The sequence below is a fragment of the Aporhodopirellula aestuarii genome (assembly GCF_023701485.1).
Taxonomy (GTDB): domain Bacteria; phylum Planctomycetota; class Planctomycetia; order Pirellulales; family Pirellulaceae; genus Rhodopirellula; species Rhodopirellula aestuarii.
In genome coordinates, this window is record NZ_JAMQBK010000046.1 from 88997 (window position 1) to 114755 (window position 25759).

The following is a 25759-nucleotide window of genomic DNA, read 5'->3' on the forward strand; positions in this document are numbered from 1 at the left end:
AACGAAACGGATCGACGAGCGAAGCACAAAACTGAATCGCTATTCGATCTCGAAAATAGCTTCGATCTCGACCGCCATGTTTCCGGGCAAAGCATTGGTACCGACGGCACTGCGTGCACCGACACCGGCATCGGCGCCAAACACATCCCGCATCAACTCGCTACATCCGTTCACCACCGCCGGTTGAGCGTCAAAGCGTTCGGTACAGCGGACGAACCCCGTCAGTTTAACCAACCGAGTGACCCGGTCCAATGAACCGAGATGCCCGCGAAGCGTCGACAGCATTGCCAGACCAACCAAGCGAGCGGCTTCGTAGCCCTGTTCAACGTCCATGTCGGTCCCGAGTCGTCCGGTCCGCAGATAACCGTCGCTCTGCACGGGACCATGCCCCGAAAGATAGAGCAAGTTCCCAACTTGGATCACGGGTTTGTACAACCCGAGGGCTTGCGGTGGTGGCGGGAGTTCGAGGCCGAGTTTTTCAATTTTTGCGTCGTGGCTCATCAGTCTGCTTTCTTAGCGTCATCGCTTTTTGGGGCTTCTTTTTTGGCGTCTTCTTTTTCCTTTTCTTCTTTGGAAGACTTCTCCTTTTTAGCGGCTTCGGCAGCGGCTTTTTGGGTGTTCTCTTCTTCGATTTGGCTTCCGAATTCCATTTTGGCCCAGGCGGCCGATCCCATCACGCCGGCGTCATCACCGAGTTTTGCGGCAACGACTTTGAAGCGATTCTTGTAAACCGGCATCACACATTCGTTTGCGACTTTGCGGACGTTGCTCAGCAGGATGTCTTCCAAGGCTTCGACCAGCCCGCCACCCAAAATGATCTTGTCCGGGCAGAGGATGTGGACGATGTTGACGACGGCATAGCCGATGACCGTGGCGGCTTCCTCGATCAATCGTTTGACCTCTTTGTCACCGTTCTTGATCGACTCCGCGAGGGCACCGCTGCGGATTTCCGAGATGTCGGTGCCCGCTATTTTTAGCAACGCCGGTGCTTCACCGCGGTACGCGAGCTTGGCCGCTTCCGCCGCAATCGACAGGCGACTGGCTTCGGTCTCGAGCGTTCCCGGGATTTCGCCACCGCTGCACCGGACCCCGGCGCTGATGCGGGTGTGTCCAATTTCCATACAGGAAATGCCCGCGCCGTGAAGGATCTTGCCTTCGTAGACGCATCCGCCACCGATACCGGTGCCCGGGAAAAGTCCCACAGCACAGCGACTGTTTTCGGCGGCGCCAAAACGATACTCGCCATAAACGCCGGCATCGACGTCGTTGAGCACCGCGACGCGACAGTCGAATTGTTTGGTGAGCACTTTCTGAATATCGACGTTGTCCCACCCCAAATTCGGTGTCGAGAGCAAGCGTCCGGCGTTGAGGTCGATCGGGCCAGGGCATCCGATGCCGATGGCCGCGATGCGTTTGGGATCGATATCGTTTTCGTCCAACAACCGCGTGATCGTCGAAATGATGCGGGCGATTCCATTGTCGGAGCCCTCGCGGCCACGCGTTTTGCGACGTCGACGAGCGAGGGGTTTCATGTCGTTGTCGTAGGCGACGGCGAGCATTTTGGTACCGCCGAGATCGAACCCGATCCAGATATCTTTCAAAACAATCCTCGAGTGAATGAGTGGATGCTGATGGGCGAGCGAGCCAAACGGACGCCATCGCCTCGGCCAACACCGGTGTGATGCGGTGCTGGGGTTAAAGAAGAATCTGACGAGCGGGATTCTTCAAGCCCCGCGCGACTGCTTCCTGACGCCCCGCCCCCATCGCGATCATTTGGCGACGCAGTATAAATAGACCAAGCAAATTTCGGTCACGCCACAAAAATGATGCCACCATCTGCCGCCGCCCACTTTCCGACCTAAGAATCGCACCATGTCGAAAACACCTGTCGCTGATCTCCAACTCAATACCGAGCGTCTGCTCGAGCGTTTCCTGCGGTATGTCCGAATCGATACCGCCGCTGACCCCCACTCGAAAACCTATCCGAGCACCGCTAAGCAACTCGAACTCGGGAAAATACTGGCCGCGGAATTGACCGAGATGGGCATCGACGACGTCAATTTCACCAGTGATGGGCTGGTTATCGCAACCGTACCGTCGTCGATCCCCGGCGACCTGCCTGTCGTCGCCGTGGTCGCCCACGTCGACACGTCGCCCGAAGCCCCCAGCGAGAACGTCACCCCGCAAGTCGTACGCGACTACGCCGGTGGAGACATCACACTGTGTAATGGCTCAGCGATCACCGTTGCGGATTACCCGAAACTGGAGCAAATGGTTGGCCACACCCTTGTTACCACCGACGGCACAACCTTGCTCGGTGGCGACGACAAGGCGGGTGTGGCGATCATCATGGAGGTCGCTCACACGTTGATGGAACATCCCGAAATCCCGCACGGGCCCATGCGGGTCGTCATGACGTGCGACGAGGAAATCGGTCACGGCACCGACAAAATCGATTTGCGTCAGATCGGCGCCAAGGTCGGCTACACGATCGACGGCGGCGGGCACGGCGAAATCGATGTCGAAACCTTTTCGGCCGATGCAATGACGATCACGTTCACTGGTCACAATATCCACCCCGCGATCGCCAAAGGCCGGATGGTCAACTCAATCAGGGCGGCCGCCCGGTTCATCGATTCCCTGCCGATCGACGAAGAAACACCCGAGACCACCGAAGGCCGCGACGGTTTCATCCACATGCACGACGTACATGGCGGTGTTGGCAAAACGCGAGTGGATTTGCTGTTACGCAGTTTCGACAGTGACGCACTCGAACATTACGCGGCCCGCGTTCGTGCGCTCGCTGAGAAGGCGGCAGCCAGCGTGCCGGGGGTGAAAGTCCGGTGCGATTTGCGACGCCAATACCGCAATCTCGGCGAGGGATTGGCGGCGTTGCCGGAGGCCGTCACGCTCGCTGAAGAGGCGTTTGCCAACCTCTCGATGGAGTGCTCTCGCGAGATCGTGCGGGGCGGCACCGATGGCAGCCAATTGACCGAAAAAGGCTTGCCAACGCCGAATTTATCGAGTGGCCAGCACAATATTCACAGCGTGCTGGAATTCGCAAACCTAAACGAAATGCGAGATTCTGCGCGACATCTGATCGAATTGCTGAGACTCTGGGGCGAAAAACTCTCCTGATTGCCCTGGTCACGAACGCCGCGGGCCTGATATCGCAAAAACTCCTCGAATGCTTCTTTCAATCAGGAGTCTTGTCACATGTTCGAGTTTTTTAAACGCTTGGTGTCCCCCGCCAAAGCCAAAAAGAACGATGTCGTTTTTTGGGTCGATTTACCCGAGATCCCAAATCCTCCCCATCCCGATCGCCGGGCGGTACAGTGTCGCGTCGCCAATGAACCGGAATCGACCGCTAGCACGCGCTCGGTTGCCGATTCGGCCGTCAGTGCGATGTCGATCCCCGGGATCGTCGGTCAGCCCCCGACCGGTCAATCGTCTCGCAAGCCCCGCTTATCCCCTCGGCGCAAGCACCCGGCCGCCATGGCGAATCGCCGTGGCGAAAAATCCCCGATCGCGTTCCATCGTGAACGATTGTTGGCAATGCGAATTGAGCACCTCAAGCTCTGCCCGTCCGAACGGTGCGAACAACTCGCCGCAATCGGAATCCAAACCGCGGGCGATCTGATCTACGGCGATCCCAAACGAATCGCCGAAACGTTTCGCAATCCGGCGCGAGCCGAGCGTGCGATCCGGCGGTACCGTGCGGCCATTAAACTGGCATTGTCGGTCGAATCGATGATGCCCCGTGACGCGTTATTGCTGGTGGCCATCCATCGCCGCAGCGTGGCGAGTTTGTCACGTGAATCGGCAGCACAACTTCATCGAGACCTCGAGCGATTCTCGATGAGCAGCCGCGGCAGCAAGATGATCGGCCGCCGTGGCGTGCCCAGTTTGCGTCGCGTGAAGGCTTGGGTCGCCACGTGTCGCGAAATGGCCGCCGCAGCAGCAGCTCCGCCCGAACTCGCCAGGCAAGTCGCCTGAACCGTATCAGCTGAGGCGTTTGTCGCGAGTCACGGAAGTAAACTCCGCGTGCCGGGCGTCAGGGTAGCGATTGTCTGAACAACGCTACTTTTTGAACAGCGTCACTTTTCACGTAGCGCCACTTTTTACGTAGCTCGGTCTCTCGGAGACCGAGAATCGCGGGTGTTATCCGCTTTCAGAGCCCCGGAAACACTCTGCTACGTGCGTGGCGAAAACTCCAATACGACTGCCAGAACGTGGCGAAGTCCGGTTAGAGTATTTTGGAGAATGCCGCAGGCTCTCAACAGGTGTCCACGTTCGCGAGCACGTGATCCACACTCTGGCAACGGCGCCTACAGCCAAGAAGTAAAGATGCTTCTGCCTGCGAGCCAGCCGGCGGACGATGGCATCAGTTTGTACTGCGAGTCGCAGGGGACATTGATTGTTCTAACGCGATCTTTAACGCAGGGACGCAAGTCCCGCGTCACCGGACGACCTCGATTTGGCCGGTAGAAACCGGCCCTACATCCCATATCAATTTCAAAAATGCTCTCGCCTTAACGACGTGCATTGCCTCAACGCCCAACATCTTGGATCAGGCGGCCCGTGTTTTGGCCACTTCGGTTTCGCTTCTTTGTGGGAACGCGATCGATTGCGGTCGCTCTTGGGAAGCTTGGCTTTGCTCACGGATACGTTGGCGACGACGGGTGGCTAGCCAGCTCACTGACCAACCGGCCGCGACCCCGAGACTCGAGACCAGGGCCACCTTCGCGATCGGGGATACCGTTGGCAGTGCAAACTTTGCGGCGATGTGCGCCAGACCGACAACGGGATGATGCAGCAAATAAATCAGGAACGAAGCGTTTGCGAGCGATTTCATGATCGGACTGAGCCGATTGACGCTGGCTAGCGAGATCCCCATCAGGGCGAACGTGATCAGCGATGCAGCGCCAACACTGAGGATCGCTAACGCTGAACGCATGACGAGCGAACTGGCGGGTAATTGCCCCGCAAATTTTTCAGTCGTCACCTCTGGATCAATCCCCGCCCATCCTCCGCCGATCCACATCGCAGGATCGCCGATCACGCCAAGCCACCAGGTACCGATGCAAACGGCCGCGGTGGTCAATAGCACGCCGGGACCAAGCAGCCGCGAACCACGTTCGGCAAGCTCGTCGAGCTCCGGGTCCAAGCGATACCAGAACACACCGGCTGCGAAGAACGCGCCGCTGTACACCCACTTGGACACGACGGGGAGGAACGAATGCTGGAATCCCCAGACGACTTCGGGACGCAGCGTTAACGCAACCACAGCGGCAAGAAAGCAGCCAGGTAGAGCGATGCGGCCGATCTGCCCAGCGGTGCAACGGACAAGCGTCGACCAGGACGCGGCCAACAAGATCATGTAGGTCATCAGGTACTGCAGGAACCACAAATGGCTTAGCCCCCACAGATTGCGGTCGATGCCGCCCTCAAATTTCATCCGCCGGACGTTGCCGACGGCGACCTGCCCTTCGGCCACCCACCCTAGCATCCAGGTGTAGAACTCGATCGGCAGCAGAAACAGAGTGGTCAGAAGCAAAGGCCAACCGAGGCGTCGGAGACGATTGGCGGCAGTCGACCAGGCTCCCTTGTATGCGATACTACGGGCGGCGAAGAATCCGGCGATCACCAAAAAGATCGGCATGATCACAATTTCGATCGCCCAAAACACCGCAGTCACGGGCTCGCTCGGCGTGTCGTGAACGCTCCAGCTCAATCCTGCCATCGACGGCTGGGCGTACGGGACGCACGCGTGCAAAACGACCACGGCGACCGCCGCAACGGCTCGTAGTGCGTCAATGCCGGCAAAATGATTGCGATGTGGTTCTGATGACACGCTCGATGGGCGATTCGCCGCCGTGGTCATCGGAAGAATCTTGGGCATGTCCATTGCCAGTGCTCGCGTTCGCACGGGGGAGTTGGCCTTGCGGTGATGCAAGACGAGAGTTAGCCCCGGTTCTACAAAACCGGGTGGTTTCGGAACCAGACCGGAATATTCGCCGATTTGCCCTTATGCCTTTGGGGACTTCGACCTCAACCGCGGCGGGCAACCGCACCACGATAGAAAATGACGATCGCCGCGATCAAAAGCACCGGCGCCGCCCCAAAGGCCAACCAGGACGCGGTCTCGTGTGAAATCGACAGCCCGAACAGCATGACTTCGGGATCATAGGTTGCAAATCGACGTCCCACGCTAGCTGGCCTTAACATGTCATGCATTTGCCAGACGATCCCCGGCCCGGCCAGAATGATCGCGGTCAAAACCAAGCAGGACGACGCGAGCATGTGACCACCCGCTGGCAGACGCCGAGACAATGTGGGACGAGGTTGCGGCGGTGTGTACGGATTCTCAGAACTACCCATCTTCCGTGCATTCCAGTCGGACGAAGTTGGTCAATCGGAACGGCTCTTTCGCGTCCCATTTCACGTGCCACGAGCCGGACAGGCAACCGCGAACCCAGACGACACGGCACCCTCAAAACGACGCGAGATTCAGCAGCCGCAGCCTTGCGTTTTGACGATCACGGCGGTCCGATCATCTTGTTGAATCGCATCGCCATTGAAATCTTCGGCCAACAGGAAGACGGAATCCAAGATGCTCAACGCCGGCAGTTCCCGACCCGAGACGACTTCTTCGACGACTCGCCGATCACCCAGGAAATCCTGGTGATCACAAGTTGCTTCGGAGATGCCATCGGTGAACAGCGCGAGCAGATCGCCCGGTTCGAACTGCTCCACGTCCATGGACTCGTAATGCTCTCTCGGGTTGATCCCAAGCGGCGGGTTATCGGTTTGCAACCTGATCACCGCCCCGTCTGTCTTGACGAGGTAGCCGGGATGCCCGGCGCTACAGTAGGTCATTCTGCAGCCGGTTGCGTCGAAACTCGCGACAAAGAGGGTGACGAAGAGCTGCTGTTGCATGTCATCGGCGAGCAAACGATTGACTTGCGTGATGACCTCGCTGAGTGACATTTCCGTCGAAGCGAGTGCCCGCACGAAAGCACGCGTTTCCACCATCATCATGGCGGGCCCGATCCCATGACCGCTGACATCGCCGATGACGACCATCAGCGAACCGTCCGAGCGAGTAACGTAGTCGTAAAAGTCACCACCGTTTTGCGTCGCGGAAGAACACCGACCCGCGATGCTCACGTTGGGGAACGTTGATTCGTTGTGGGGATAAAGACGTTGTTGGATCGCGTCGGCAAGTTCGAGATCATGACGAACGCTGGCGAGCTCCTTTTCGAGCAGATGCCGGGCGTTTCGTTCGACGGCAAAGTGAACAGTACGACCGAGCAACTCGGGCGTGAAGTCGTTGCCTTTGACGATGTAATCTTGGGCCCCGAGCCTTACCGCACTGACGGCGGTTCGCTCATCGGTATCACCACTGATGATGACGATCGCCGCATCACCGCTGGCCCGCGCGAGTTTGCGGAACGTATCGAGTCCATGACTGTCGGGGAGATTCAGATCGAGTAGAACGACATCCACGGGTGTTGCAGCGAGCACATCCAAGGCGGACATCAACGAGTCAGCCACGTGTAACGTGTACTCTCCGCTGAGCCCTTTCTTCAAACACACCTGCGCGTGAAAGCGAGCCGTCGGGCTATCTTCGACGAGCAAGATCGCGATGGGAAGAACGGTGTTCAATGGGGACTCAAGGTAGCAACTCTCGCCGATCCGACTTTCGACACGCGGGGGCGAAAGAGTAACGAACCGGACCAGGGACGCCGCATCAGCGGGGCGCCCTATCGGGGGGGTGTCTTCAATCCGCTATTATATTATCGCGAGGAATGCGTTCACAACCCTTCAATTTGAGACTCTTTGTCACCTGCGCCGCTTTTTCTTTTTCTCGCGACGTTCCGTTTTTCGCTTCGTTTTGTAGGTCGACTTCGCTTTTGCGGCCGGTTTGGGACCACGTGCGGCTCCCTTTCCGCCTGAGAGGTTTTTCACGACCTTCAGGTAGAGTTGCCGATCCTGCAAATCGACTTTATCGATCCGTACCAGTAACAAGTCACCAAGCCGAAACTGGTTTCCTTCTTTAAAACCGACGAGCAGGTGTCCTCGCCGCTCGAACCGATATTGATCGCCTGGCAAGGTGGTGACAGGGATGAATCCGTCGACGGGTAATTTCACGCAGCGTGCGTGCAAACCGTCGGCAAACACCCGGCTGATAACGGCTTCGAGCGTTTCGCCGACCTTTTTCTTGAGAAAGTGCAACAGCTTGAGTTGGATCAATTCTCGCTCCGCTGACGCGGCGTTGCGTTCGGCGTCACTGCATTCGTGGCCGAGTTTGACGAGTTCGGCGAAGGATTCATCAGGAGTCGATTTCTTATCGATCAGCTTCTGAACCAGCCGATGCACGCTGAGGTCGGGGTAGCGCCGGATCGGACTGGTGAAGTGGCAATAGTGCTCCATGTCGAGCGCGTAGTGACCTTCACGATGCGGTCCGTAAACCGCTTTGTTCATGCTCTTGAGCACGGCAAAGTTGACCGCGTTCTCCATCGGCGTGCCGGCAACTTTGTCTAACACCGCCTGGATCTCGAAACGGCTTTCGACATTGTCGATTCCGATTCCGAGGTCTTTGACAAACGACGTCAGACTCCGCAACTTTCGCCGTTCGGGTGGTTCGTGGATGCGATGCAAAAAGTTCAGTTCGAGGTTGTCGAGCCAGTAGGCGACGGCTTGATTGCCGGCCAACATGAACTCCTCGATGATCTGATGGCTCTCGGTATGTTCGACAAGGTAGGCGCCTTTGACTTTGCCCAGCCGGTCGAGCTCGAGCTTGATGTCGGGCATGTCCATCGACAGCGAGCCTTCGCGGAAACGCTTTTTGCGCATCTTCATGGCGAGCGTGTGCATTTGATCGAGCAATTCGCAGATCGCGGCACCCCATTCTTCTTTGAACGATTGCGGCGAGGCGAGATACTGATCGATCTGTTCGTAATTGAATCGCTTGTCGCTGTGGATGACTGCGTTATGGACCTCGGTGTGCGTGATCGTGAGATCATCGGTAAATTCGATCTCGACCGATTTGACGAGGCGGCGGCGTTCGGGCTGTAGCGACGCGAGGTGATTGCTGATGATTTCGGGAATCATCGGAATCACGCGATCGGGCAAATAAACACTGGTGCCCCTTTTTCTGGCTTCGACGTCGATCGCGCCGCCGACGTGCACAAAGTGACTGACATCGGCGATGTGAACCCACAATCTCCAACGCCCGTCTTCGCGAGCCAGCGAGATCGCGTCGTCGAAATCGCGGGCATCGAACGGATCAATCGTGATCGTCAATAGATCGCTGAGGTCGGTTCGATCCGCGGGCAGATCGTCTTCATCAAACTCGTCGGCACGCTTGCGTGCTTCGTCTAACACGGCCGCCGGAAACTCATCGGGCAGTCCGTACTGACGCATCACCGTCAGTGTGTCGATCGCAGGATTCTTGCTGCTGCCGAGCCGTTCCAAAATGACGGCTTCGCCTCCGCCACCATCGTCGTCGGGAAACTCAACGATCTCAACGAAGACTTTATCGTCATCGACGAGCGGCAAGCCGCGGACATCCCCAACACCCACGGGCGCGTTGAAGTGCACACCATCGAGATAAACGACGGGGCCATCAATGGCGGGCGCGCGTTCACGATCTTCGTCTTCGGGCGGTATCGGTTTGGTTCGGAACGTGCCGGTGAATTGACGCCGCTCGCGTTGCACCACGGCGACAACAATACCCTCCACGCCACCACGGCGTCCGGGGCTGATTTCGACTTCGACGAGGTCGCCCTCCATCGCACCGCCCGTGGCACCGGGGGGCACGAAAATGTCTTCGGGGACGTCGCCGTCAGCGTCGGTCCCGCCGCTGGACGGACGAACAAATCCGAAGCCGCCGCCCATGGCGCGTCTGAATTTACCGCGAACATGGTCGGCGCTGCCGCCAACGGCAGCAGCCGCCATCACCAAATGATTCCCACCGTAAACCAGCCGTCCTTCCAAGACGAGCTGCTTGATCACCCGACGAAGTTCGCGATATCCATCGCCGTCGAGCTTCAAATGAGTGGCAATTTGTTTCGGTTTGCTGGGACGGTATTCCGCCGCGTGGACCCATCGAAGCAGGCGATCGGTCAATTGTTGAGAGACTTCCATGCCGCCAGGATAGCTGCGCGGCCAATCGGAAGCGAGACGCGGGAAAGCCGGTTTTCGCAAACCGGCCAACGACCAAGTCAACCACTCTCATGAGAGGACATCGGTCGAATATGGATTCCGTCGAAAATTTTCTCGATTAACAGAAATTCTCGATCACGCCGACTCCGTGCATCCCTTTGCGACGAAGCGACAAAGCAAGCGTTTCCACCTCGGGTGCTTTGGTCCGCTGCATGTCACGCACGATCAAAGCGGTATCACACAAGACGACGTCGGAGATCGAAGCGGCACCGCAATCAACGACCACGAGGTCAAATGATTTTTGCAGTCGAGCGAGGGTTTGACGCAGTTCTTCGGACTGAAACGGTGCTTCCCCGTTTCGCTCGAGTAGCGGTAGCAACGTTAGCGCGTCGGCTTCGGACGCAACCGCAATCTCTTCAAGCGGCGTGTTCCCACGAACAGCATCCGGCCAACTGTGATCGAGATCGAGGTGCAGGTCGGTCGCGATCTTGACTCCCGTCCGATCAGCATCGACAAGTGCCACCCGCAATCCCGAAAACGCGACGCTCAGAGCCAAGCCGACCGCAACGGTCGAACGGCCTTCGCCTGATTTCGCGCTCGTGATGGCAATGGTGCGGAGCCCCTGCGATCGAGCGTTGGCTAAACGCGATGCGAGTTGTTCGGCGATCGATCCAGACAGGAACAGTTCATCGATCGTGGCGGGAACGACAAACTCGTCAACCTGCCACGCGGCAGTGAACGCATCCAGTTGCGGCGCGGGTTCTGGAGCGGGCTCGGCTTGAGGCTGTGTTTCGACCGATTCCTCAACCTTGGCCGTCACAACGGTCTTTTCAGCGACCGGGCTGTCTGCTTCCTTCGGAGCGGCCGTTTGTGCGGGTACCCGCGTGCTCGCAGGAGCAGCGGCTTGCTCCGGCGCAGTTTCTGGATGCGTCCCCTCCTCGTCGACGATGCGCGCCGTTGTCGACAAAATCATCACGTCAATGGACTGCGTGAACATCGCTTCGAGATCGCTTGCGGAGATACGAGCGTGCTCCACCGCGGCCCTGGCTGACTCGGGTGTGCTATGTGGTGTTTCGATCGGCTCTGGATCTCCGCCGGGAGCTTCGGAGATCGGCTCGGGTCTGAGCCGTGGCTTCCAAGACGGTGCCGACGTGGCATCGGCGTGCCCAGCATCGATACGTATCTGTTGGGAGGTTTCTTCGTTTTCCAACCACATCGAACTGTTCTGCGTCACAGACTGATCGAGCTCGAGCCCTGAACGCTGCGCCCGGTATCGCGGCGGAAGGTCTTCCTCGTAGAGATCACGTTCGCTCGACAATGCGATGCGGTTGGCAACCGCGACCGCTTCGGTGGGTGATGTGTTAGTGGGAGCCGCTGGTTCGGATCCGCGACTGCGCCCCGCTGCGCGATCGAGCCTCAGCAATGCTTCGTCCAACCGCCGCGAGGCCAGCACACTGGACTGGGTCATATTTTCCTGACCGATCCGGTCACGCAACGATTGTGGGTGAACGGCCGTCGCAATCGTCGGTTGGGACACGGACGCGGCGCCCGTGGCACGGGTGGGTTCATTGGCGTGGGGCATGATGGGTCTCAAACGAAATTAACTTGAATGAGTCAGCGGAGAGGCGTCCGTGCTCGGATTCGGAATGATTCGATAGGTCTTAACGCAGGCCGTCCACGCGGGGATATCCATAAGTCGGCATGGCGACGCGAGCTTCAGGACTGACGGTGGAATCCTCGGGACGAGCCGGGGTGGCACGTGCTTCCTGCCCTACCGGATTCCCCGACGCGGTATCGCCGGGCAACGCGAAACCGAAATCCGGTTCATCGGGCAAGTTTGTCATTCGCGTCCCCGTGGAGACTCCCGCCTCAGTCGGCTGAGCCGGTGAAACTGGCGCGGCGAATGATTCCGCATCGAGCGGCGGTAGGTACTGAGTCCAGTTCGTGATCGCGTCCGGCGTGCGGCTTTTCAAAATTTCAGGTTTCGCCGCAGCAACCGGTTCGTTCGGGTACCCCAACGACGTCTCAGGTTGCGATACAACCGGTGCTCCTTGAGCGAGACCGGCACGTGCGGCATCCATGCGGCGAATCTCTTCGTTGGCTGCCGCCGCGAGACTCGCACTCACGGCATCCAAACGAGAGGGATCGAAATCCGGTGTGTTCGTCGAACGGTGGCTGCTGAACTGCGGCGTTTGATCAACCGGCGCGTTCATGTCCGCCCCGTAGGGATTGCTCACGTCGTCACCAGGAAAATCCGGCATTCCGGGCTGAGAAACGTTCGCCATCGACGCCAACCGATGGTCAATCGGCGGTTGCGAAATCGCCGGGCTGTTATCGGATGCAGGCTGCTGAATCATCTGGCTATTCGCCAACGGGTCACCAATGCGACCGGTCGCGATGGCTGAGGAACCGGGGCCGCGGTGGTGTTCGGCAGCACGTGGACGGTCCGCCAAACTCATGAACGGTTCGGACACGACGTCCGATTCGGCAATCCCCGAGAGCACTTCATCGTCACTCCAAGTCACATCCGCATCAGCGATCAAGTCGGCACCAGGATCGCTGGCTGTCTCTTCATTGCGAGGCATGAACACCGCAAATCCCGCAATCAGAACGAGGACCACCAAGAGGGCCTTTCGCGATGCGACATGTTCCAGCAGCGAGGAGTCCGATGACTCGTCTCCCCGTTCGAGCTTGTTCGTCGTTGGTTCGATTTTCGGCTCAACGGTCACCATGGGCTCAACGGTCATCATGGGCTCGTCGGCGACGGCGGGCTCATCCGGTACGTTGGGGAGCGATTCCGCGAACGACTTCGGTGTCGCGGCGGTTTTCGGTGAACCCGTAACGGCGGGAAACGATCCTGATACAGGCAGCGTTTCGTTGGCCGCAGTGTTGATCGACGCCAGCGTGATCGATTCGCGAGACTCTCCCGATGACTTCGAATCAAAATCATCGTCCGACGTGACTGCTGATGATGGTGTCGTCGCGACCTCGCCCGCGGCCTCATCTTCTGCGTCGCACGGATCGCGTTCGACGTCCGTCGGATCCAAATCCGGCAGGCGCAGCAAGGTCGGCGGCAACGCATCCGAAAAGGAGCTTCGGTTTGATTTGTTTTTGGTAGCACCGGGTCGATCCGGTGTCTTGCGTTTGGTTTCAGACGCGAGCGTCATCGTTGCATCCCTGCATTTTGAAATGGATCGATTACGATCTTCCCCCCCATCGTCAGCATCGACCTATCGGCGGCACGAGCTTGAGGATTATTCGGGATAGTGAAACTTTGACGCCGCTTGCAAGATGAAAACGGGCGCCGCGATGACGATGACACGTTTTTTTGGCGTGCTTTGCCCGTGGTGGTCGATTCGGATCGACTTTGCAAGAATGCTGCCGCAGCGTTCGCTTCGACTGTATTTCGTCATGGCCTCAATCCCCCCATTTTGCACAGAGTTCGTCACCGCCCATGCCGCGTCGCCTACTCGTCACCGCCGCGTTGCCCTACGCCAACGGTCCCATCCACATCGGGCACCTCGTCGAATACTTGCAAACGGACATCTGGGTCCGCTTTCAAAAGCTCCGCGGGAACCGCTGCCTCTATATTTGTGCTGACGACACTCACGGCACGGCGATCATGATCCGGGCTCGCAAAGAGTGCCGCAGCGAACTGGAACTAATCGCCGAAATGAGCGAATCGCACCAGCGAGATTTCGCCGGTTTCGGAATCGAGTTCGATAACTACGGCAGCACGCACAGCGACGAGAACCGCAAGATCTGCGGTCAGTTCTGGCAATCACTGCGTTCGGCCGATCTTGTCGTCGAACGGACCGTCGAGCAGCTTTACGACCCTGAAGCCGAAACGTTTCTCGCCGACCGTTTCGTCCGTGGTACTTGCCCGAAATGCGGCCGTACCGATCAGGCGGGCGACAACTGCACGTGCGGTCACACCTACAACCCGACCGATCTGATCAATCCCGTCAGCACACTCAGCGGAGCGACTCCGGTCCTGCGTGAGTCGGCTCACCTGTTCGTGGAACTCGAAAAACTGCACGGGTTCCTCAACGAGTGGGTCGCCAACTCAGGTGCTCTCCAGAGCGAAACGGCAAACTACCTCAAAGGTCACTTCCTCGCCGACGACTTGCGTGATTGGGACATCAGCCGACCGGCACCGTACTTCGGCTTCGAGATCCCAGATTCACCGGGCAACTATTGGTACGTCTGGTTCGATGCGCCGATCGGATACATCGCCAGCACACAGCAATGGTGCGACAAGCACGGCGAAAAACTCGAAGATTGGTGGAAGAGCGATGATTGCGAAGTCCACCACTTCATCGGCAAAGACATCACTTACTTTCACACGCTGTTTTGGCCGGGAATGCTCAAGACGGCCGGCTACTCGCTGCCAACGAAGGTGCACATTCACGGATTCCTGAACGTCAACGGCATGAAGATGTCCAAGCGTGACGGAACGCTGGTCAAAGCGGAAACGTTCCTCAAACACATCGACCCGGCGGCGCTGCGTTACTTCTACGCATCCAAGCTCTCCTCGCGCGTCGAGGATCTCGACCTGTCACTGACGGAGTTCGTTGACAAAGTCAACTCGGACCTAGTGGGCAAAGTCGTCAACCTCGCCAGCCGTGTGGGTAAGTTCGCCGGGCAAACCGGACTTTCGGAAACCTACCCTGACGACGGTGGCTTGTTTGAGAAGGCCGCCGCGACGGGCGATGCGATCGCGGAAGCGTATGAGCAATGCGAATACGCCAAAGCGATGCGATTGATCATGGAACTCGCCGACGCGGCCAACCCGTTTGTCGAACACGCCCGTCCTTGGGAGATGAAGAAGGACGCCGAGCGAACCGACGAACTGCGTGACGTCTGCACGGTGGCGCTAAACCTGTTCCGTCAGCTCGCTGTTTACCTCGCGCCGGTACTGCCCTCCTTGGCGGCCGCCTGCGGTGAACTTTTAGATGATCCCATTGTGTCATGGGAACAAAGTCAGACGCCGTTGGTCGGTCGCGGCGTTAACAAATTCAAACGAATGATGGACCGAGTCCAACTAGAGAACCTCGAAAAGATGATTGAAGAAAGCAAAGCCGAAGCCGCCGCCGATGCGGACGTCGTCGACTCGCCCGCGACGACCTACAACGACAGCGACCAGCCTCTCAAAGATGAGCCGATCGCTGACGAAATTACGATCGATGATTTCATGAAAGTCGACTTGCGGGTCGCGCGTGTGATCACCGCCGAACACGTGCCCGAAGCCAACAAACTGCTCAAGCTAACGCTTAGCCTTGGTGGCGATGAAACCCGCCAAGTCTTCGCGGGAATCAAAGCCGCCTACGAGCCCGAAAAACTGGTCGGACGTTTGGTCGTGATGGTCGCCAACCTGCAACCACGCAAAATGCGTTTCGGCCTTAGCGAAGGCATGGTCACCGCCGCCGGACCTGGCGGCGCAGAAGTCTTCGTGCTGGGCATCGATGAAGGTGCAGTCCCCGGACAACGGGTCCACTAGTCCCGCGCCGGCAGTCTCCATGCGATCGGGACGCCACGGTGCAACCCGCGTGGACAAGCGATTTCTCGGCAGTCCAAGGAGTGACGCCGCCTGCATCTCAAGAATCCGACTCGTTTCCGTCTGCGAGTTCGGAATGAAGCGAGCCGAAGGCAGACACGTGCGGCGTGCACGGCCTGCCGTCGGCTGTTCGGCATCTTTCAACCTTGGGTTTGAAGCACGTGAGCGAAACTCCCACCAACATTGCAATCGTCCACTGTCATTTTGAAACCGGTGGCGTGACCGGCGTGGTCCAGAATCATGTCGAGTGCTTACGTTCGGGCAAAGAACGCGAATCGATCGGCAAGATCGTGCTGCTGTCGGGCAAACGGGTCTCCGGAATCCGCAAATCCACTCTCGCTCACGCCGACGCGATCCAAATCCCTGAACTCGACTACGACGCAGTCGGGACGGACGCCTTGCGAGAACCCTCACAATCGCAAAATGGGGACACACAATTAAACGCGTCCTCTTTTGAGCGAATCAAGGGGTTTCAAAGAACGCAGGCAACCCACGGTTCGGTCGCTGGACAGCGTCTCTTTGAACTAGTCGACGCGACGCTGCGCAGCGCGGGACTGAAACCAGAAGACTCGGTCATCCATTGGCACAATCACAGCCTCGGTAAGAATGCCGCCGCGCCGTTTGCGATCACGCATCTGGCGAACGCGGGCTGGCGGCTGCTTTTGCAAATTCACGACTTTGCCGAAGACCAACGCCCCGAGAACGTCCATCACTTGATTCAGCAAACCGGAGCCACCCGTTCGTCAACACTGGATGCGATCTTGTACCCGACGCATCCGAACATCGCCTACGCTTGCTTGACCAAGGGTGACGCAGAAGTGCTGCAGGCGCGGGGCATCGACGCTTCGCGAGTCACGACGATCCCCAACAGCGTACGGTTGCCGCCCGGTGAGATGTCCGACCGTGAAACGGCGATGGCTAAAGTTGCAGAGGTGTTCTCCGTCGATGCGTCAAGCCGCTGGGTCTTGTACCCCGTCCGTGGCATCCGCAGAAAGAATGTCGGCGAGTTCGTGCTGCTCTGCCAGCTATTGCCGAAAGGATACGTCGGCGCGCTGACGCTCAAACCGGACACGGAGCTGGAATCCGAATCTTACGAAAGATGGCACACGCTCGCGAAGACTTACGTTCCCGACATCATCTTTGATGCCGCTCACGACGAACGGATCACTTACGCGGACAATCTTTCGGCCTGCCACTGCGTTTTATCGACTAGCGTCGCCGAAGGATTCGGCATGGCGTTTTTGGAACCTTGGCTGGCATCGCGGAAAGTGGTCGCGAGAAACCTGCCGTCGGTGACCTCCGATTTTTCGGCCGAAGGAGTGCACCAACCGGACTTGTACGACGGCGTGTGGATTCCCGGTGACGCCGACTGGATCGCTAAAGTAGACCGCCAATGGAAACAAGCGTACGGGGAAGCCTGGGCGTTACTGCCCGAACCATTTCGGCCTCAGGAACGCCTCGTCAAACAGACCGGGGGATGCGTCGACGCGGTGGATTTCGCACGTCTGCTACCGTCCGAGCAAATCAACACCATCCGCCGCATCGCAGAGGACGCCGCTTTTGGCGAGCAGGTTAAAAAGCTGAACGCCCGATTGATCGAATCGATTGTCGCGGAAGCTCCTGCGGACTTGATAGAATCCAACCGCGAAACGATTGCGTCCCGGTATCGACCTGACGTCCAGTGCTCGATACTCACCAACGCGTATCAATCGTTGACTTCTCAGCAGGCCAATCAAACGAGTGATTCCCCAGACAATCTAAATCCGACCACCGACGCCAGGATGATCGATTTAGTAGCTAGCTCGCACCCGTTTTATCCCTGCCGCGTTGAAGGGCATCCCGTCGCAACGCTGGTATCCGAATAAATCGCCTCCCCCCATCGAGACCCACCATGAAAGCTTTGTTGCTGACCGAATACAAAAAGATGCAATGCACGGACGTCGATGAGCCCGCCGTCGGCCCTGACGACGTCTTGGTACAGGTTGAAGCGTGTGGCATTTGCGGCAGCGACATTCATGGATACGACGGCAGTACCGGCCGCCGGATTCCACCGCTCGTGATGGGACATGAAGCCGCCGGGATCGTGGTCGCCACCGGCGAGAACGTCACCGACTTGCCCAACGGCAGCCGCGTCACGTTTGATTCGATGGTGTCGTGCGGCCATTGCCACTTCTGCAACGATGGCCACCAAAACCTGTGCGACAATCGACTCGTCTTGGGCGTTTCGTGCGGCGACTATCGTCGCCACGGCGCGTTTGCAGAACGGATCTCGGTGCCACGCCGGATCGTGTATCAATTGCCTGATTCGCTGCCATTCGAACACGCCGCGTTGGTGGAAGCGGTCAGTGTCGCCGTTCATGCCGCCGCAGTCACACCGATCCGATTGGGCGATACGGCGGTCGTTGTGGGCGCCGGCATGATCGGACTGCTGACCTTGCAGGCGGCCAAGGCCGCGGGTGCTACTCGCGTGATCGCGGTTGACTTAAACGACAAACGCCTCGAAACCGCGAAGAAACTCGGAGCCACCGACACGCTCCGCGGTGATCAAGTCGATGTTCCCAAAACGATCCGCGAATTGACTGGCGGTCGCGGTGCGGATGTCGCTTTCGAAGTCGTGGGCGCCACCCCGACGGTGACCACGGCGATCGAATCGGTTCGCAAAGGCGGTGCCGTCACTCTTGTTGGAAACATCTCGCCAAAGATCGAACTGCCGCTGCAGTCGGTCGTGACCCGCGAGATTCGGCTACAGGGAACCTGCGGTTGCAACGGCGAATACCCACAATGCATCGATCTGATGAACCGTGGCATCATCAACGTCGAGCCGTTGATCACGGCAAAGATCGCCCTCGCTGACGGCCCCCAATGGTTCGAACGCCTGTACGCCGGCGATGCCGAGCAAATGAAAGTGGTGATCTGCCCTAACGCGTGAAGTCGGGGCCGACAAACATCTTGATCGCTGCCGGGACGACCTCGAATTCGATCGGTTCCTTGTCAATCACTTCCCCGTCGAGCGTGAATCGCATCGGCGGATCGGACTGCAACCGGATCCGTTTTGCTTTGCGAAAGATGACCTGATCGCACTCGAGGAACTTGCCGAGCAGGTTCCCGGAGACAATTTCGACCATGTCCATCAATCCACCGTCGCGAATGATTACGACATCAAACATGCCGTCCGAGGGAGAGGCTAGCGGGGCGACCTCGATGCGTCCCGCGTTGGTTTTGCCGTTGGCGATCAACACCGCCCAAGAATCGAGCTGCTCGAACGACTCGCCGTCGATTTCGGCATCCAAGCGATAACTCTCCATATCGGCGAGCACACCGACGGCACCGCGCACGTAACAAAACGCACCCCACCTCGCCTTAACCTCATCGGTTAATTCTTCCGACACGCGAACACAATTCCCGCCGGCGGCCACGTTGGAATAGAATCGCTCGATACCTTCACCGCGAATCTGGACCACGTCCACCGGAACCGCTTCGCCATCGAGAAACAAGCGAGCGGCTTCTTCAATTTCCTCGGGAATCGTGAGCGTTCCCGCGAAATCGTTGGCTGTCCCCAAAGGCACGATCGACATCTGCGGGCGTTCGCCCGGATCAAATTGCATCAGTTCATTGACGACGGTGTGCACGGTCCCGTCGCCCCCTGCCGCGATCACGTGGTCGCCACCGCGATCAACAAAATCACGCAGCGCCGCGGTCACATCCACATCGCGAGTCAGTTCCAAATAGGTCGCGTGATGCCCTCGCAGTTGCGAACGCAATGCGTCCATTTGCGCAGCCTTCCCCGAACCCCCGTTCCAAATCACGAACATTGCCATGATCACTTCTGCGTTTCAATTTTCCGAACCGGGATCGCACGCGCGATCAACCAACACAGCAACGCCCAAACCAAACCGGCGGCCCACCCCGCGAACACATCCGTTGGGTAATGCACGCCCATGTAGACGCGACTGACTCCGACTAAGAACGTCAACAAGACGGCGACGGAGATCACATAGACACGAATCCAAAAATGCCTGAGCACCGGCGCGATCAACGCCGCCAACGTCAAATAAACGACCGCGGACATCATCGAGTGTCCGCTCGGAAAACTGCTCGTGTAAACATGCGAAAGATGGGGAACGATGTCGGGACGTGGACGCGAGAACCATCCCTTGAGCACCAAACTCACCCCGATACCACCGAGAGTAGAAACCAACAACACGCCGAGCAATCTGTACGAATGATTGATCGCCAAGAAACCAGCCGACGCCACGATAGCGATCAATAACACCGGGATTCCACCGAGTCCTGTCAGATCACGCCCAGCCTCGGCGAGCCAAGCCGGACCGATCGGACTTCCAAGATTTTCGCTCTGACGCAGGTTTTTGACCGCCCAACGATCAAACGTGTCCGTATCCCCTTCGAGTACTTCTCCTGCTAGCTCGACAAAACCCCAACTCACCAGCACGACCGTTAGCAAACCCAACAGCACGATCGGCTCGCGTCCACGGACAAACCAAATGGCGCGAACGAGCATCGACGGCGAATGATCTTGATTGATTGATTCCATGTCGCGGTAGAATCTGCAATCCGTGTGCCGGTCGCCGACACACTCATTGCGGATCGTCAACCGCCCGCGATCTGTCAAGCTGCGTAGGAGGTCCCGCGAGGATGCAATCGCCCCCTCCGATCAACATCCCGCCCACCCGACCGCATCGCCTTGCCGATCGGACGCGGCATGATATCGTGTACGATTCACTGAGCGTTTCGCCTCCGCCCGAGTTTTTCATGCCGAAGTCCGATCTCGACCCCACCCAGCAACCCGATCTTGACGACGGATCGCTGGATTGGCAGCGTGAGGGTTTGCATCTCAACGCTTTCGGACGAGCGTTGCGACGAAAATTCGGCGGCCGCGTCCAGCGGGTCAGTATCGACGCGGGATTCACGTGCCCCAACGTCGACGGCGCCGTGACCACCGGCGGATGCAACTTCTGCGACAACCGCTCGTTCAGCCCCTCGCGTCGCGTGCGGCTGGAACGGGTCAGCGAACAATTGCGGACCGGGATCGAGAGCGTCATTCGTCGCTACGACCGCGTCCATGGTTTCATCGCCTATTTTCAACCGGCGACGAACACGTACGCCCCCATCGACCAACTCGAAGAGATCTATGATCTCGCGATGAACGCCGATCCCCGTGTCCTGGGGCTGGCGATCGGGACTCGTCCCGACTGTGCGCCCGAACCCGTCTTGGAATTGCTCGAAAGGATCTCGAAACAGCGATCGGTGTCGCTCGAGTTTGGAATGCAAACGATCCACGACGAGTCGTTGCGGTGGATGAATCGTGCCCACACTCACGCCGACATGGTCAACGCGATGGACCGGGCTCGCGGACGTGGTTTCGAATGCAGCGGCCACGTGATTCTCGGTATTCCCGGCGAAGATCGCGAAATGATGATGCAAACCGCCCGCGAAGTCGGTGTTCTCGGTCTGGACTCGATCAAATTGCACAACCTCTACTGCGTCCACGGCACCCCTTTGGGCGATGAGGTCCTGGCGGGCAAGTTGAAGATGATGGAGCGTCAAGAGTACATTCAAACCGTCGTGGATTTCCTCGAACGAATCCCCCCGACGACGGTCGTCGAACGCGTCAGCGGCGACGCACCCCCCAAATACCTGATCGAGCCGAAATGGTGCCTCCAGAAATCCGCGATCCGAGACGAAATCAACAGCGAGTTCGAACGGCGAGGCACCCGTCAAGGAGTACACTATGTTGCACCGGAGATCGCACCGGAGCGGCGTGAACGTCCCACCGACCAGACGCCGACTTCGATCCGAGATCGAATCGAGGTTCGCGGACGTCTGCCGGTTTTGAAATTGCAGAGAGGGGTGGCAGGTGGACTTCACCGCGATTGATTTTGAAACCGCAACGCGGCGAAGCGACAGTGCGTGTCAGCTGGCTGCCGTTCGCGTACGGGGCGGGGAAATTGTCAACCAAGCCTGCTGGCTGATCCGCCCCCGACCTTTTTACATCAGCCCCCAGAACATCCAGATTCATGGCATCACACCGGAGATGGTGCATGATGAACCCGAGTTCGGCGAATTGTGGCCAGTGATTTCGGACACACTCGCCGACGATTGCTTGATCGCCCACAACGCGAGTTTCGATCTCGGCGTGCTGATGGCGTGCTTGCATACGCACGGCCACCCGATCCCTGAGATGCAGTACAGCTGCACGCGGGCCATCGCGCGGCGAACGTGGCCACGACAACCGCGTTTCGGACTCAAACCGTTATCCGATTGGTTGGGCGTTCGATTCAAGCACCATGACGCGCTCGAAGATTCGATCGCCTGCGCCAAGATCGCCCTCGCGGCCGCCGAAGAGGTGGGAGCGACGTCACTCGAGCAACTCGAAGAAAAACTCAAACTGACCAGAGGGATCGCCGGCGAGTGGGGGAAATCGGGCCCCACCACCTCTCGACGACCGTCCCGGAGGAGGTCGACCGCAGCGTCCTCTGCCGCAATGTCTTCCGCGGCCGTGTCCTCCTCCGCCATGTCGTCTGGTGCAATGCGTGCTGATCAAGGGACTTCTGGGGTGGAAGTCTTGGTGTCCGCAGGAGGCGTTGACCTCCAACGCCTTTTTGTCCGCGCCGAGTTCATCCGACCGCTTGCCGGGCAAAGCGTCGTGTTCACGGGAACGCTGACACGCATCGCTCGCGAAGACGCTGAAAAGCTGACAATATGCAGCGGAGGCAGGTGTGTCAGCAGCGTTTCTCGCCGAACAAATCTGCTAGTGGTGGGCGAGGTCGACCCGAGAACGTTGCGTTCGGGCCGCTCGCAGAGCACCAAAGAGGAGAAAGCCCGCGGTCTCATTGCGGACGGGGTCGATGTACGAATCGTGTCTGAAGAAGAGTTTTTGCGCATGATCACGGACATGACTTAGCGAACCTCAATGGTACGAAACCTGCCTTCAGCACCTTTTGAGGGCAAAACGGGGACGGGGCGTCTATTTTTTGCTCGCAATTGCTTGATCCGAAGCAAACATTCGGCCACAACCATCAGGCCGGGTGGATGCACCAATCCTTGCGAAACGTGCGGTTTTCTCAATTTACATCGAGCAAAACACGGCAAATTCGTCTGGCAGTACTTCAGTATCGTTTGCGACAAGCCACGTTAGTGATGCCCAATCAAGATTGGCCTAACAAAGCTGAACCTTTATACTTCGCCATCGAAACCGCTAAGTCTTGGTATGGACTTTCGGTATCGAGCAAGAGGTCCAAACTCGTCAACGATGGCCCCGCCACTTTCTCATTGAAAGAACCAAGTTCATGTCCAACACCCTTACTGACTCCCCTTCCTCGAAGCAGCAATCGTCGAAAAATGCAATGCGGTCACTCGGATTGCTCGACCTTCCTGCGGACCTCCAGCGTCACCTGAACATCACCCTCGGGCTCGCCGATGTTGAGACGCCAGCGGAGAGCGAGTCTGACCAGCAATACCTGTATCGTGCCTTGGCGATCACGGTGCGAGATCGCTTGGTACCGACATGGCAGAAAACCTGGAAGCGGATGAATGCGAGTGACGATCGCAAGGTTTACTACCTGTCCCTGGAGTTTCTGATCGGCCGATCATTGACCAACGCGATCCAAAACCTCAATTTGGACGACGAAGTTCGTGAAGCGTTGCACAACTACGGAATGCAACTCGAAACGATCGCGGATCGTGAACTCGACGCCGGGTTGGGCAACGGCGGCTTGGGACGACTCGCGGCATGTTTCCTCGACAGTTGCGCCAACCTGCAACTCCCGGTCATCGGATATGGGATTCGGTACGAATACGGGATGTTCCACCAACACATCGAGGACGGCCGTCAAGTCGAAGATCCCGATCACTGGCTCGCCGACGGCAACCCTTGGGAAATCAAACGCGACGAACACACTCGACGAATTCGCTTCTACGGCCGCCCGGAAACGTATCACGATGCGGACGGTACACTCAAGAAACGATTGGTCGAAACACGCGACGTGCTCGCGGTTCCGTTTGACATGCCAATCCCGGGATACCAAAACGACACCGTCAACACCCTGCGTCTTTGGAAAGCATCGACGACTGACGTGTTCGATCTCGCTGAGTTCAACGCGGGTAGTTATCCCGAAGCCGTCGCAGCCAAGACCGACGCCGAACAAATTTCGATGGTGTTGTACCCGAACGACGCCAGCGAAAACGGAAAAGAACTCCGCCTCAAACAACAGTACTTCCTGGTCTCGGCATCACTGCAGGATGTGATCCATCGATGGGTCGAAAAGTACGGAGAAGACTTCTCCGACTTTGGGCAAAAGAACTGCTTCCAACTCAACGATACGCACCCCGCGTGTGCGGTCCCCGAGTTGATGCGGCTGCTGATGGACGAACACGGCATGGACTGGGACGCTGCCTGGAAAGTGACAACGCGATGCATGGCGTATACCAACCACACGCTCCTGCCCGAAGCTCTCGAGCGATGGTCCGTGGGACTGTTCAGCCGGTTATTGCCACGCTTGCTCGAAATCATCTACGAAATCAACGCGAGATTCCTGAAACTCGTCGACCAACAATGGCCTGGCAACATCGAAATGCGTCGCGAGATGTCGCTCATCGAAGAAGGGGACAACCCACACATCCGCATGGCCTATCTCGCCATCGTCGGCAGTTTTTCTGTCAACGGCGTGGCCGGATTGCACACGCAGTTGCTCGAAAGCGGTTTGTTCAAGAACTTCAGCGAAATGTGGCCGCGCAAGTTCAACAACAAAACCAATGGTGTGACTCAGCGTCGTTGGCTCTCGCACTGCAACCCAGGCCTGCGTGGCTTGCTCAACGAAACCATCGGCGAAGGATGGCAAACCGACCTCAGCAAGATCAGCGAACTGGCCCCATACGCCACGGACGCCTCGTTCCAAGAACGCTGGATCGATATCAAACTCGAAAACAAGAAACGCTTGACCGATCTGGTCGCCAAAAACACCGACGTTCAGTTCGACACGTCGTTCATGTTTGACGTGCAAGTCAAACGGATCCACGAATACAAACGCCAACTGCTCAACGTCCTGAACGTGATCCATCTCTACGATCGCATCCAACGAGGCGAAACCGCAGGCATGGTACCACGCTGTGTCCTGATCGGCGGGAAGGCGGCACCGGGATATCACGTCGCCAAATTGATCGTCAAATTGATCAACGACGTCGCGTCGGTGGTCAACGCCGATCCGAAATGCAAGGACCTTCTGCGTCTGGTGTTCTTCCCCAACTATCGCGTTTCGTCGATGGAAGTGATCTGCCCGGCAACCGAGTTGTCCGAGCAAATTTCGACGGCGGGTAAAGAAGCATCGGGAACCGGGAACATGAAGTTCATGATGAACGGTGCCCTCACCATCGGAACACTCGACGGAGCCAACATTGAGATCCGCGACAACGCCGGAGAAGAAAACTTCTTCCTGTTCGGGTTGGACGCAGCTGAAGTGGTTGAAACCAAGAAGGACTACCGGCCCAACGAGATCATCTCAGCGGACGCCGAGATTGCCAGCCTGATGAACTTGCTCGAAAGCGGTCGATTTAACCCGACCAATCCTGGCCTGTTCGACTTGCTGACCGGTGGCCTGCGAAGCTCTCATGATCCATGGGTCACGATCGCCGACTTGCGAAGCTACATCGACGCCCAAAACGAAGTGGCGAAGGCGTACCAAGACCCGGCGCATTGGAACAAAATGAGCATCCTCAACACCGCCGGCAGCGGTTGGTTTAGCAGCGATCGCACGATCCAGCAGTACGCCCAAGACATCTGGGACGTACGGGCATTACCGCCGACCAACTGAGCAAGGGCATCGTCAGAGTTTGACGGGCCTGAAGACACTGTCAGCAGGCCCCATATCCTCGGGCTCGATATCTCTCAGGCCGAATATCAGGCGGCCACGGGACGTTGATTGTTTTAGCGGAACGGCGCAAGCCGTCCGGTCCCAAGTCACCGGACGGTTCGCGCCGTTCCGCTACATTTGAAATCCTTCAGTAATACAATCGACG

19 protein-coding genes are annotated in these 25759 nt (G+C 58.0%); 8 read left to right on the forward strand and 11 right to left on the reverse strand.

The features are described 5' to 3' along the window. Positions 1–39: 39 nt before the first annotated feature. Positions 40–501: a RidA family protein gene (locus tag NB063_RS17680; protein ID WP_250930076.1), complete on the reverse strand. Its 462-nt coding sequence runs from the start codon at positions 499–501 to the stop codon at positions 40–42. Next, positions 501–1601 (reverse strand): ROK family protein, encoded by a 1101-nt coding sequence (locus NB063_RS17685; RefSeq protein ID WP_250930077.1) that lies wholly within the window; start codon positions 1599–1601, stop codon positions 501–503. The genes NB063_RS17680 and NB063_RS17685 overlap by 1 nt, the downstream gene beginning before the upstream one ends. Before the next feature lie 271 nt (positions 1602–1872). Between NB063_RS17685 and pepT the strand changes: the two genes are divergently transcribed. Continuing rightward, positions 1873–3138, forward strand: coding sequence for a peptidase T (gene pepT, locus NB063_RS17690; RefSeq protein ID WP_250930078.1), 1266 nt, complete (start codon positions 1873–1875; stop codon positions 3136–3138). Between the two features lie 78 nt (positions 3139–3216). Next, a complete protein-coding gene (locus NB063_RS17695) occupies positions 3217–3996 on the forward strand; it encodes a DUF4332 domain-containing protein (RefSeq protein ID WP_250930079.1) in 780 nt (259 codons plus the stop codon). Positions 3997–4570: 574 nt separating this feature from the next. Here the strand turns inward: NB063_RS17695 and NB063_RS17700 are convergent. The 7 genes from NB063_RS17700 to NB063_RS17730 all read right to left on the reverse strand — a co-directional run bounded on the left by NB063_RS17700 (position 4571) and on the right by NB063_RS17730 (position 13583). Continuing rightward, on the reverse strand, positions 4571–5929 hold the full coding sequence (locus NB063_RS17700; RefSeq protein ID WP_250930080.1) for an acyltransferase family protein: 1359 nt from the start codon (positions 5927–5929) through the stop codon (positions 4571–4573). Positions 5930–6051: 122 nt separating this feature from the next. Further along, positions 6052–6381, reverse strand: coding sequence for a hypothetical protein (locus NB063_RS17705; protein ID WP_250930081.1), 330 nt, complete (start codon positions 6379–6381; stop codon positions 6052–6054). Positions 6382–6510: 129 nt separating this feature from the next. Further along, entirely contained in the window at positions 6511–7668 is a 1158-nt protein-coding gene (locus NB063_RS17710; protein ID WP_250930082.1) for a SpoIIE family protein phosphatase, read from the reverse strand. 177 nt (positions 7669–7845) lie between these two features. Then, positions 7846–10233: a ribonuclease R family protein gene (locus tag NB063_RS17715; protein WP_250930083.1), complete on the reverse strand. Its 2388-nt coding sequence runs from the start codon at positions 10231–10233 to the stop codon at positions 7846–7848. A 55-nt stretch (positions 10234–10288) separates the two neighbouring features. Beyond that, positions 10289–11752: a tyrosine-protein kinase family protein gene (locus tag NB063_RS17720; protein WP_250930084.1), complete on the reverse strand. Its 1464-nt coding sequence runs from the start codon at positions 11750–11752 to the stop codon at positions 10289–10291. A gap of 79 nt (positions 11753–11831) precedes the next feature. Then, positions 11832–13337 (reverse strand): hypothetical protein, encoded by a 1506-nt coding sequence (locus NB063_RS17725; RefSeq protein WP_250930085.1) that lies wholly within the window; start codon positions 13335–13337, stop codon positions 11832–11834. Positions 13338–13424: 87 nt separating this feature from the next. Next, the gene (locus NB063_RS17730) at positions 13425–13583 is read right to left on the reverse strand and encodes a hypothetical protein (RefSeq protein ID WP_250930086.1); all 159 of its coding nucleotides are present in this window, start codon (positions 13581–13583) and stop codon (positions 13425–13427) included. Between the two features lie 41 nt (positions 13584–13624). Here NB063_RS17730 and metG point away from each other — a divergent pair, with 41 nt between their 5' ends. From metG to NB063_RS17745, 3 genes are all read left to right on the forward strand, one after another. After that, positions 13625–15670 carry a methionine--tRNA ligase gene (metG, locus tag NB063_RS17735; RefSeq protein WP_250930087.1) on the forward strand — a complete coding sequence of 682 codons (2046 nt, stop codon included), beginning with the start codon at positions 13625–13627 and terminating at the stop codon, positions 15668–15670. 218 nt (positions 15671–15888) lie between these two features. Beyond that, entirely contained in the window at positions 15889–17592 is a 1704-nt protein-coding gene (locus tag NB063_RS17740; RefSeq protein WP_250930088.1) for a glycosyltransferase family protein, read from the forward strand. Positions 17593–17618: 26 nt separating this feature from the next. Further along, positions 17619–18656, forward strand: a complete 1038-nt coding sequence (locus NB063_RS17745) for a galactitol-1-phosphate 5-dehydrogenase (protein WP_250930089.1) — start codon at positions 17619–17621, stop codon at positions 18654–18656. Here NB063_RS17745 and NB063_RS17750 read toward each other — a convergent pair. Together NB063_RS17750 and NB063_RS17755 are read right to left on the reverse strand one after the other, a co-directional pair. Then, entirely contained in the window at positions 18646–19545 is a 900-nt protein-coding gene (locus tag NB063_RS17750) for a diacylglycerol/lipid kinase family protein (protein ID WP_261367429.1), read from the reverse strand. The two genes, NB063_RS17745 and NB063_RS17750, sit on opposite strands and share 11 nt — an antisense overlap. A gap of 2 nt (positions 19546–19547) precedes the next feature. Beyond that, positions 19548–20279 carry a phosphatase PAP2 family protein gene (locus NB063_RS17755; RefSeq protein WP_250930091.1) on the reverse strand — a complete coding sequence of 244 codons (732 nt, stop codon included), beginning with the start codon at positions 20277–20279 and terminating at the stop codon, positions 19548–19550. A gap of 218 nt (positions 20280–20497) precedes the next feature. Between NB063_RS17755 and NB063_RS17760 the strand changes: the two genes are divergently transcribed. The 3 genes from NB063_RS17760 to NB063_RS17770 all read left to right on the forward strand — a co-directional run bounded on the left by NB063_RS17760 (position 20498) and on the right by NB063_RS17770 (position 25554). Further along, the gene (locus NB063_RS17760) at positions 20498–21622 is read left to right on the forward strand and encodes a TIGR01212 family radical SAM protein (protein WP_407652653.1); all 1125 of its coding nucleotides are present in this window, start codon (positions 20498–20500) and stop codon (positions 21620–21622) included. After that, positions 21603–22649 carry an exonuclease domain-containing protein gene (locus tag NB063_RS17765; RefSeq protein WP_250930093.1) on the forward strand — a complete coding sequence of 349 codons (1047 nt, stop codon included), beginning with the start codon at positions 21603–21605 and terminating at the stop codon, positions 22647–22649. Before NB063_RS17760 ends, NB063_RS17765 begins: the two co-directional genes overlap by 20 nt. 385 nt (positions 22650–23034) lie before the next feature. Further along, the gene (locus tag NB063_RS17770) at positions 23035–25554 is read left to right on the forward strand and encodes a glycogen/starch/alpha-glucan phosphorylase (protein ID WP_250930094.1); all 2520 of its coding nucleotides are present in this window, start codon (positions 23035–23037) and stop codon (positions 25552–25554) included. The last annotated feature ends 205 nt before the right edge of the window (positions 25555–25759 follow it).

Coding starts and splice junctions, on each gene's coding strand:
- NB063_RS17730 (WP_250930086.1), bottom strand. CDS start 13,583: ATGACGAAATACAGTCGAAGCGAACGCTGCGGCAGCATTCTTGCAAAG.
- NB063_RS17695 (WP_250930079.1), top strand. CDS start 3,217: ATGTTCGAGTTTTTTAAACGCTTGGTGTCCCCCGCCAAAGCCAAAAAG.
- NB063_RS17725 (WP_250930085.1), bottom strand. CDS start 13,337: ATGACGCTCGCGTCTGAAACCAAACGCAAGACACCGGATCGACCCGGT.
- NB063_RS17680 (WP_250930076.1), bottom strand. CDS start 501: ATGAGCCACGACGCAAAAATTGAAAAACTCGGCCTCGAACTCCCGCCA.
- NB063_RS17770 (WP_250930094.1), top strand. CDS start 23,035: ATGTCCAACACCCTTACTGACTCCCCTTCCTCGAAGCAGCAATCGTCG.
- NB063_RS17760 (WP_407652653.1), top strand. CDS start 20,498: ATGCCGAAGTCCGATCTCGACCCCACCCAGCAACCCGATCTTGACGAC.
- pepT (WP_250930078.1), top strand. CDS start 1,873: ATGTCGAAAACACCTGTCGCTGATCTCCAACTCAATACCGAGCGTCTG.
- metG (WP_250930087.1), top strand. CDS start 13,625: ATGCCGCGTCGCCTACTCGTCACCGCCGCGTTGCCCTACGCCAACGGT.
- NB063_RS17755 (WP_250930091.1), bottom strand. CDS start 20,279: ATGGAATCAATCAATCAAGATCATTCGCCGTCGATGCTCGTTCGCGCC.
- NB063_RS17745 (WP_250930089.1), top strand. CDS start 17,619: ATGAAAGCTTTGTTGCTGACCGAATACAAAAAGATGCAATGCACGGAC.
- NB063_RS17705 (WP_250930081.1), bottom strand. CDS start 6,381: ATGGGTAGTTCTGAGAATCCGTACACACCGCCGCAACCTCGTCCCACA.
- NB063_RS17750 (WP_261367429.1), bottom strand. CDS start 19,545: ATGGCAATGTTCGTGATTTGGAACGGGGGTTCGGGGAAGGCTGCGCAA.
- NB063_RS17720 (WP_250930084.1), bottom strand. CDS start 11,752: ATGCCCCACGCCAATGAACCCACCCGTGCCACGGGCGCCGCGTCCGTG.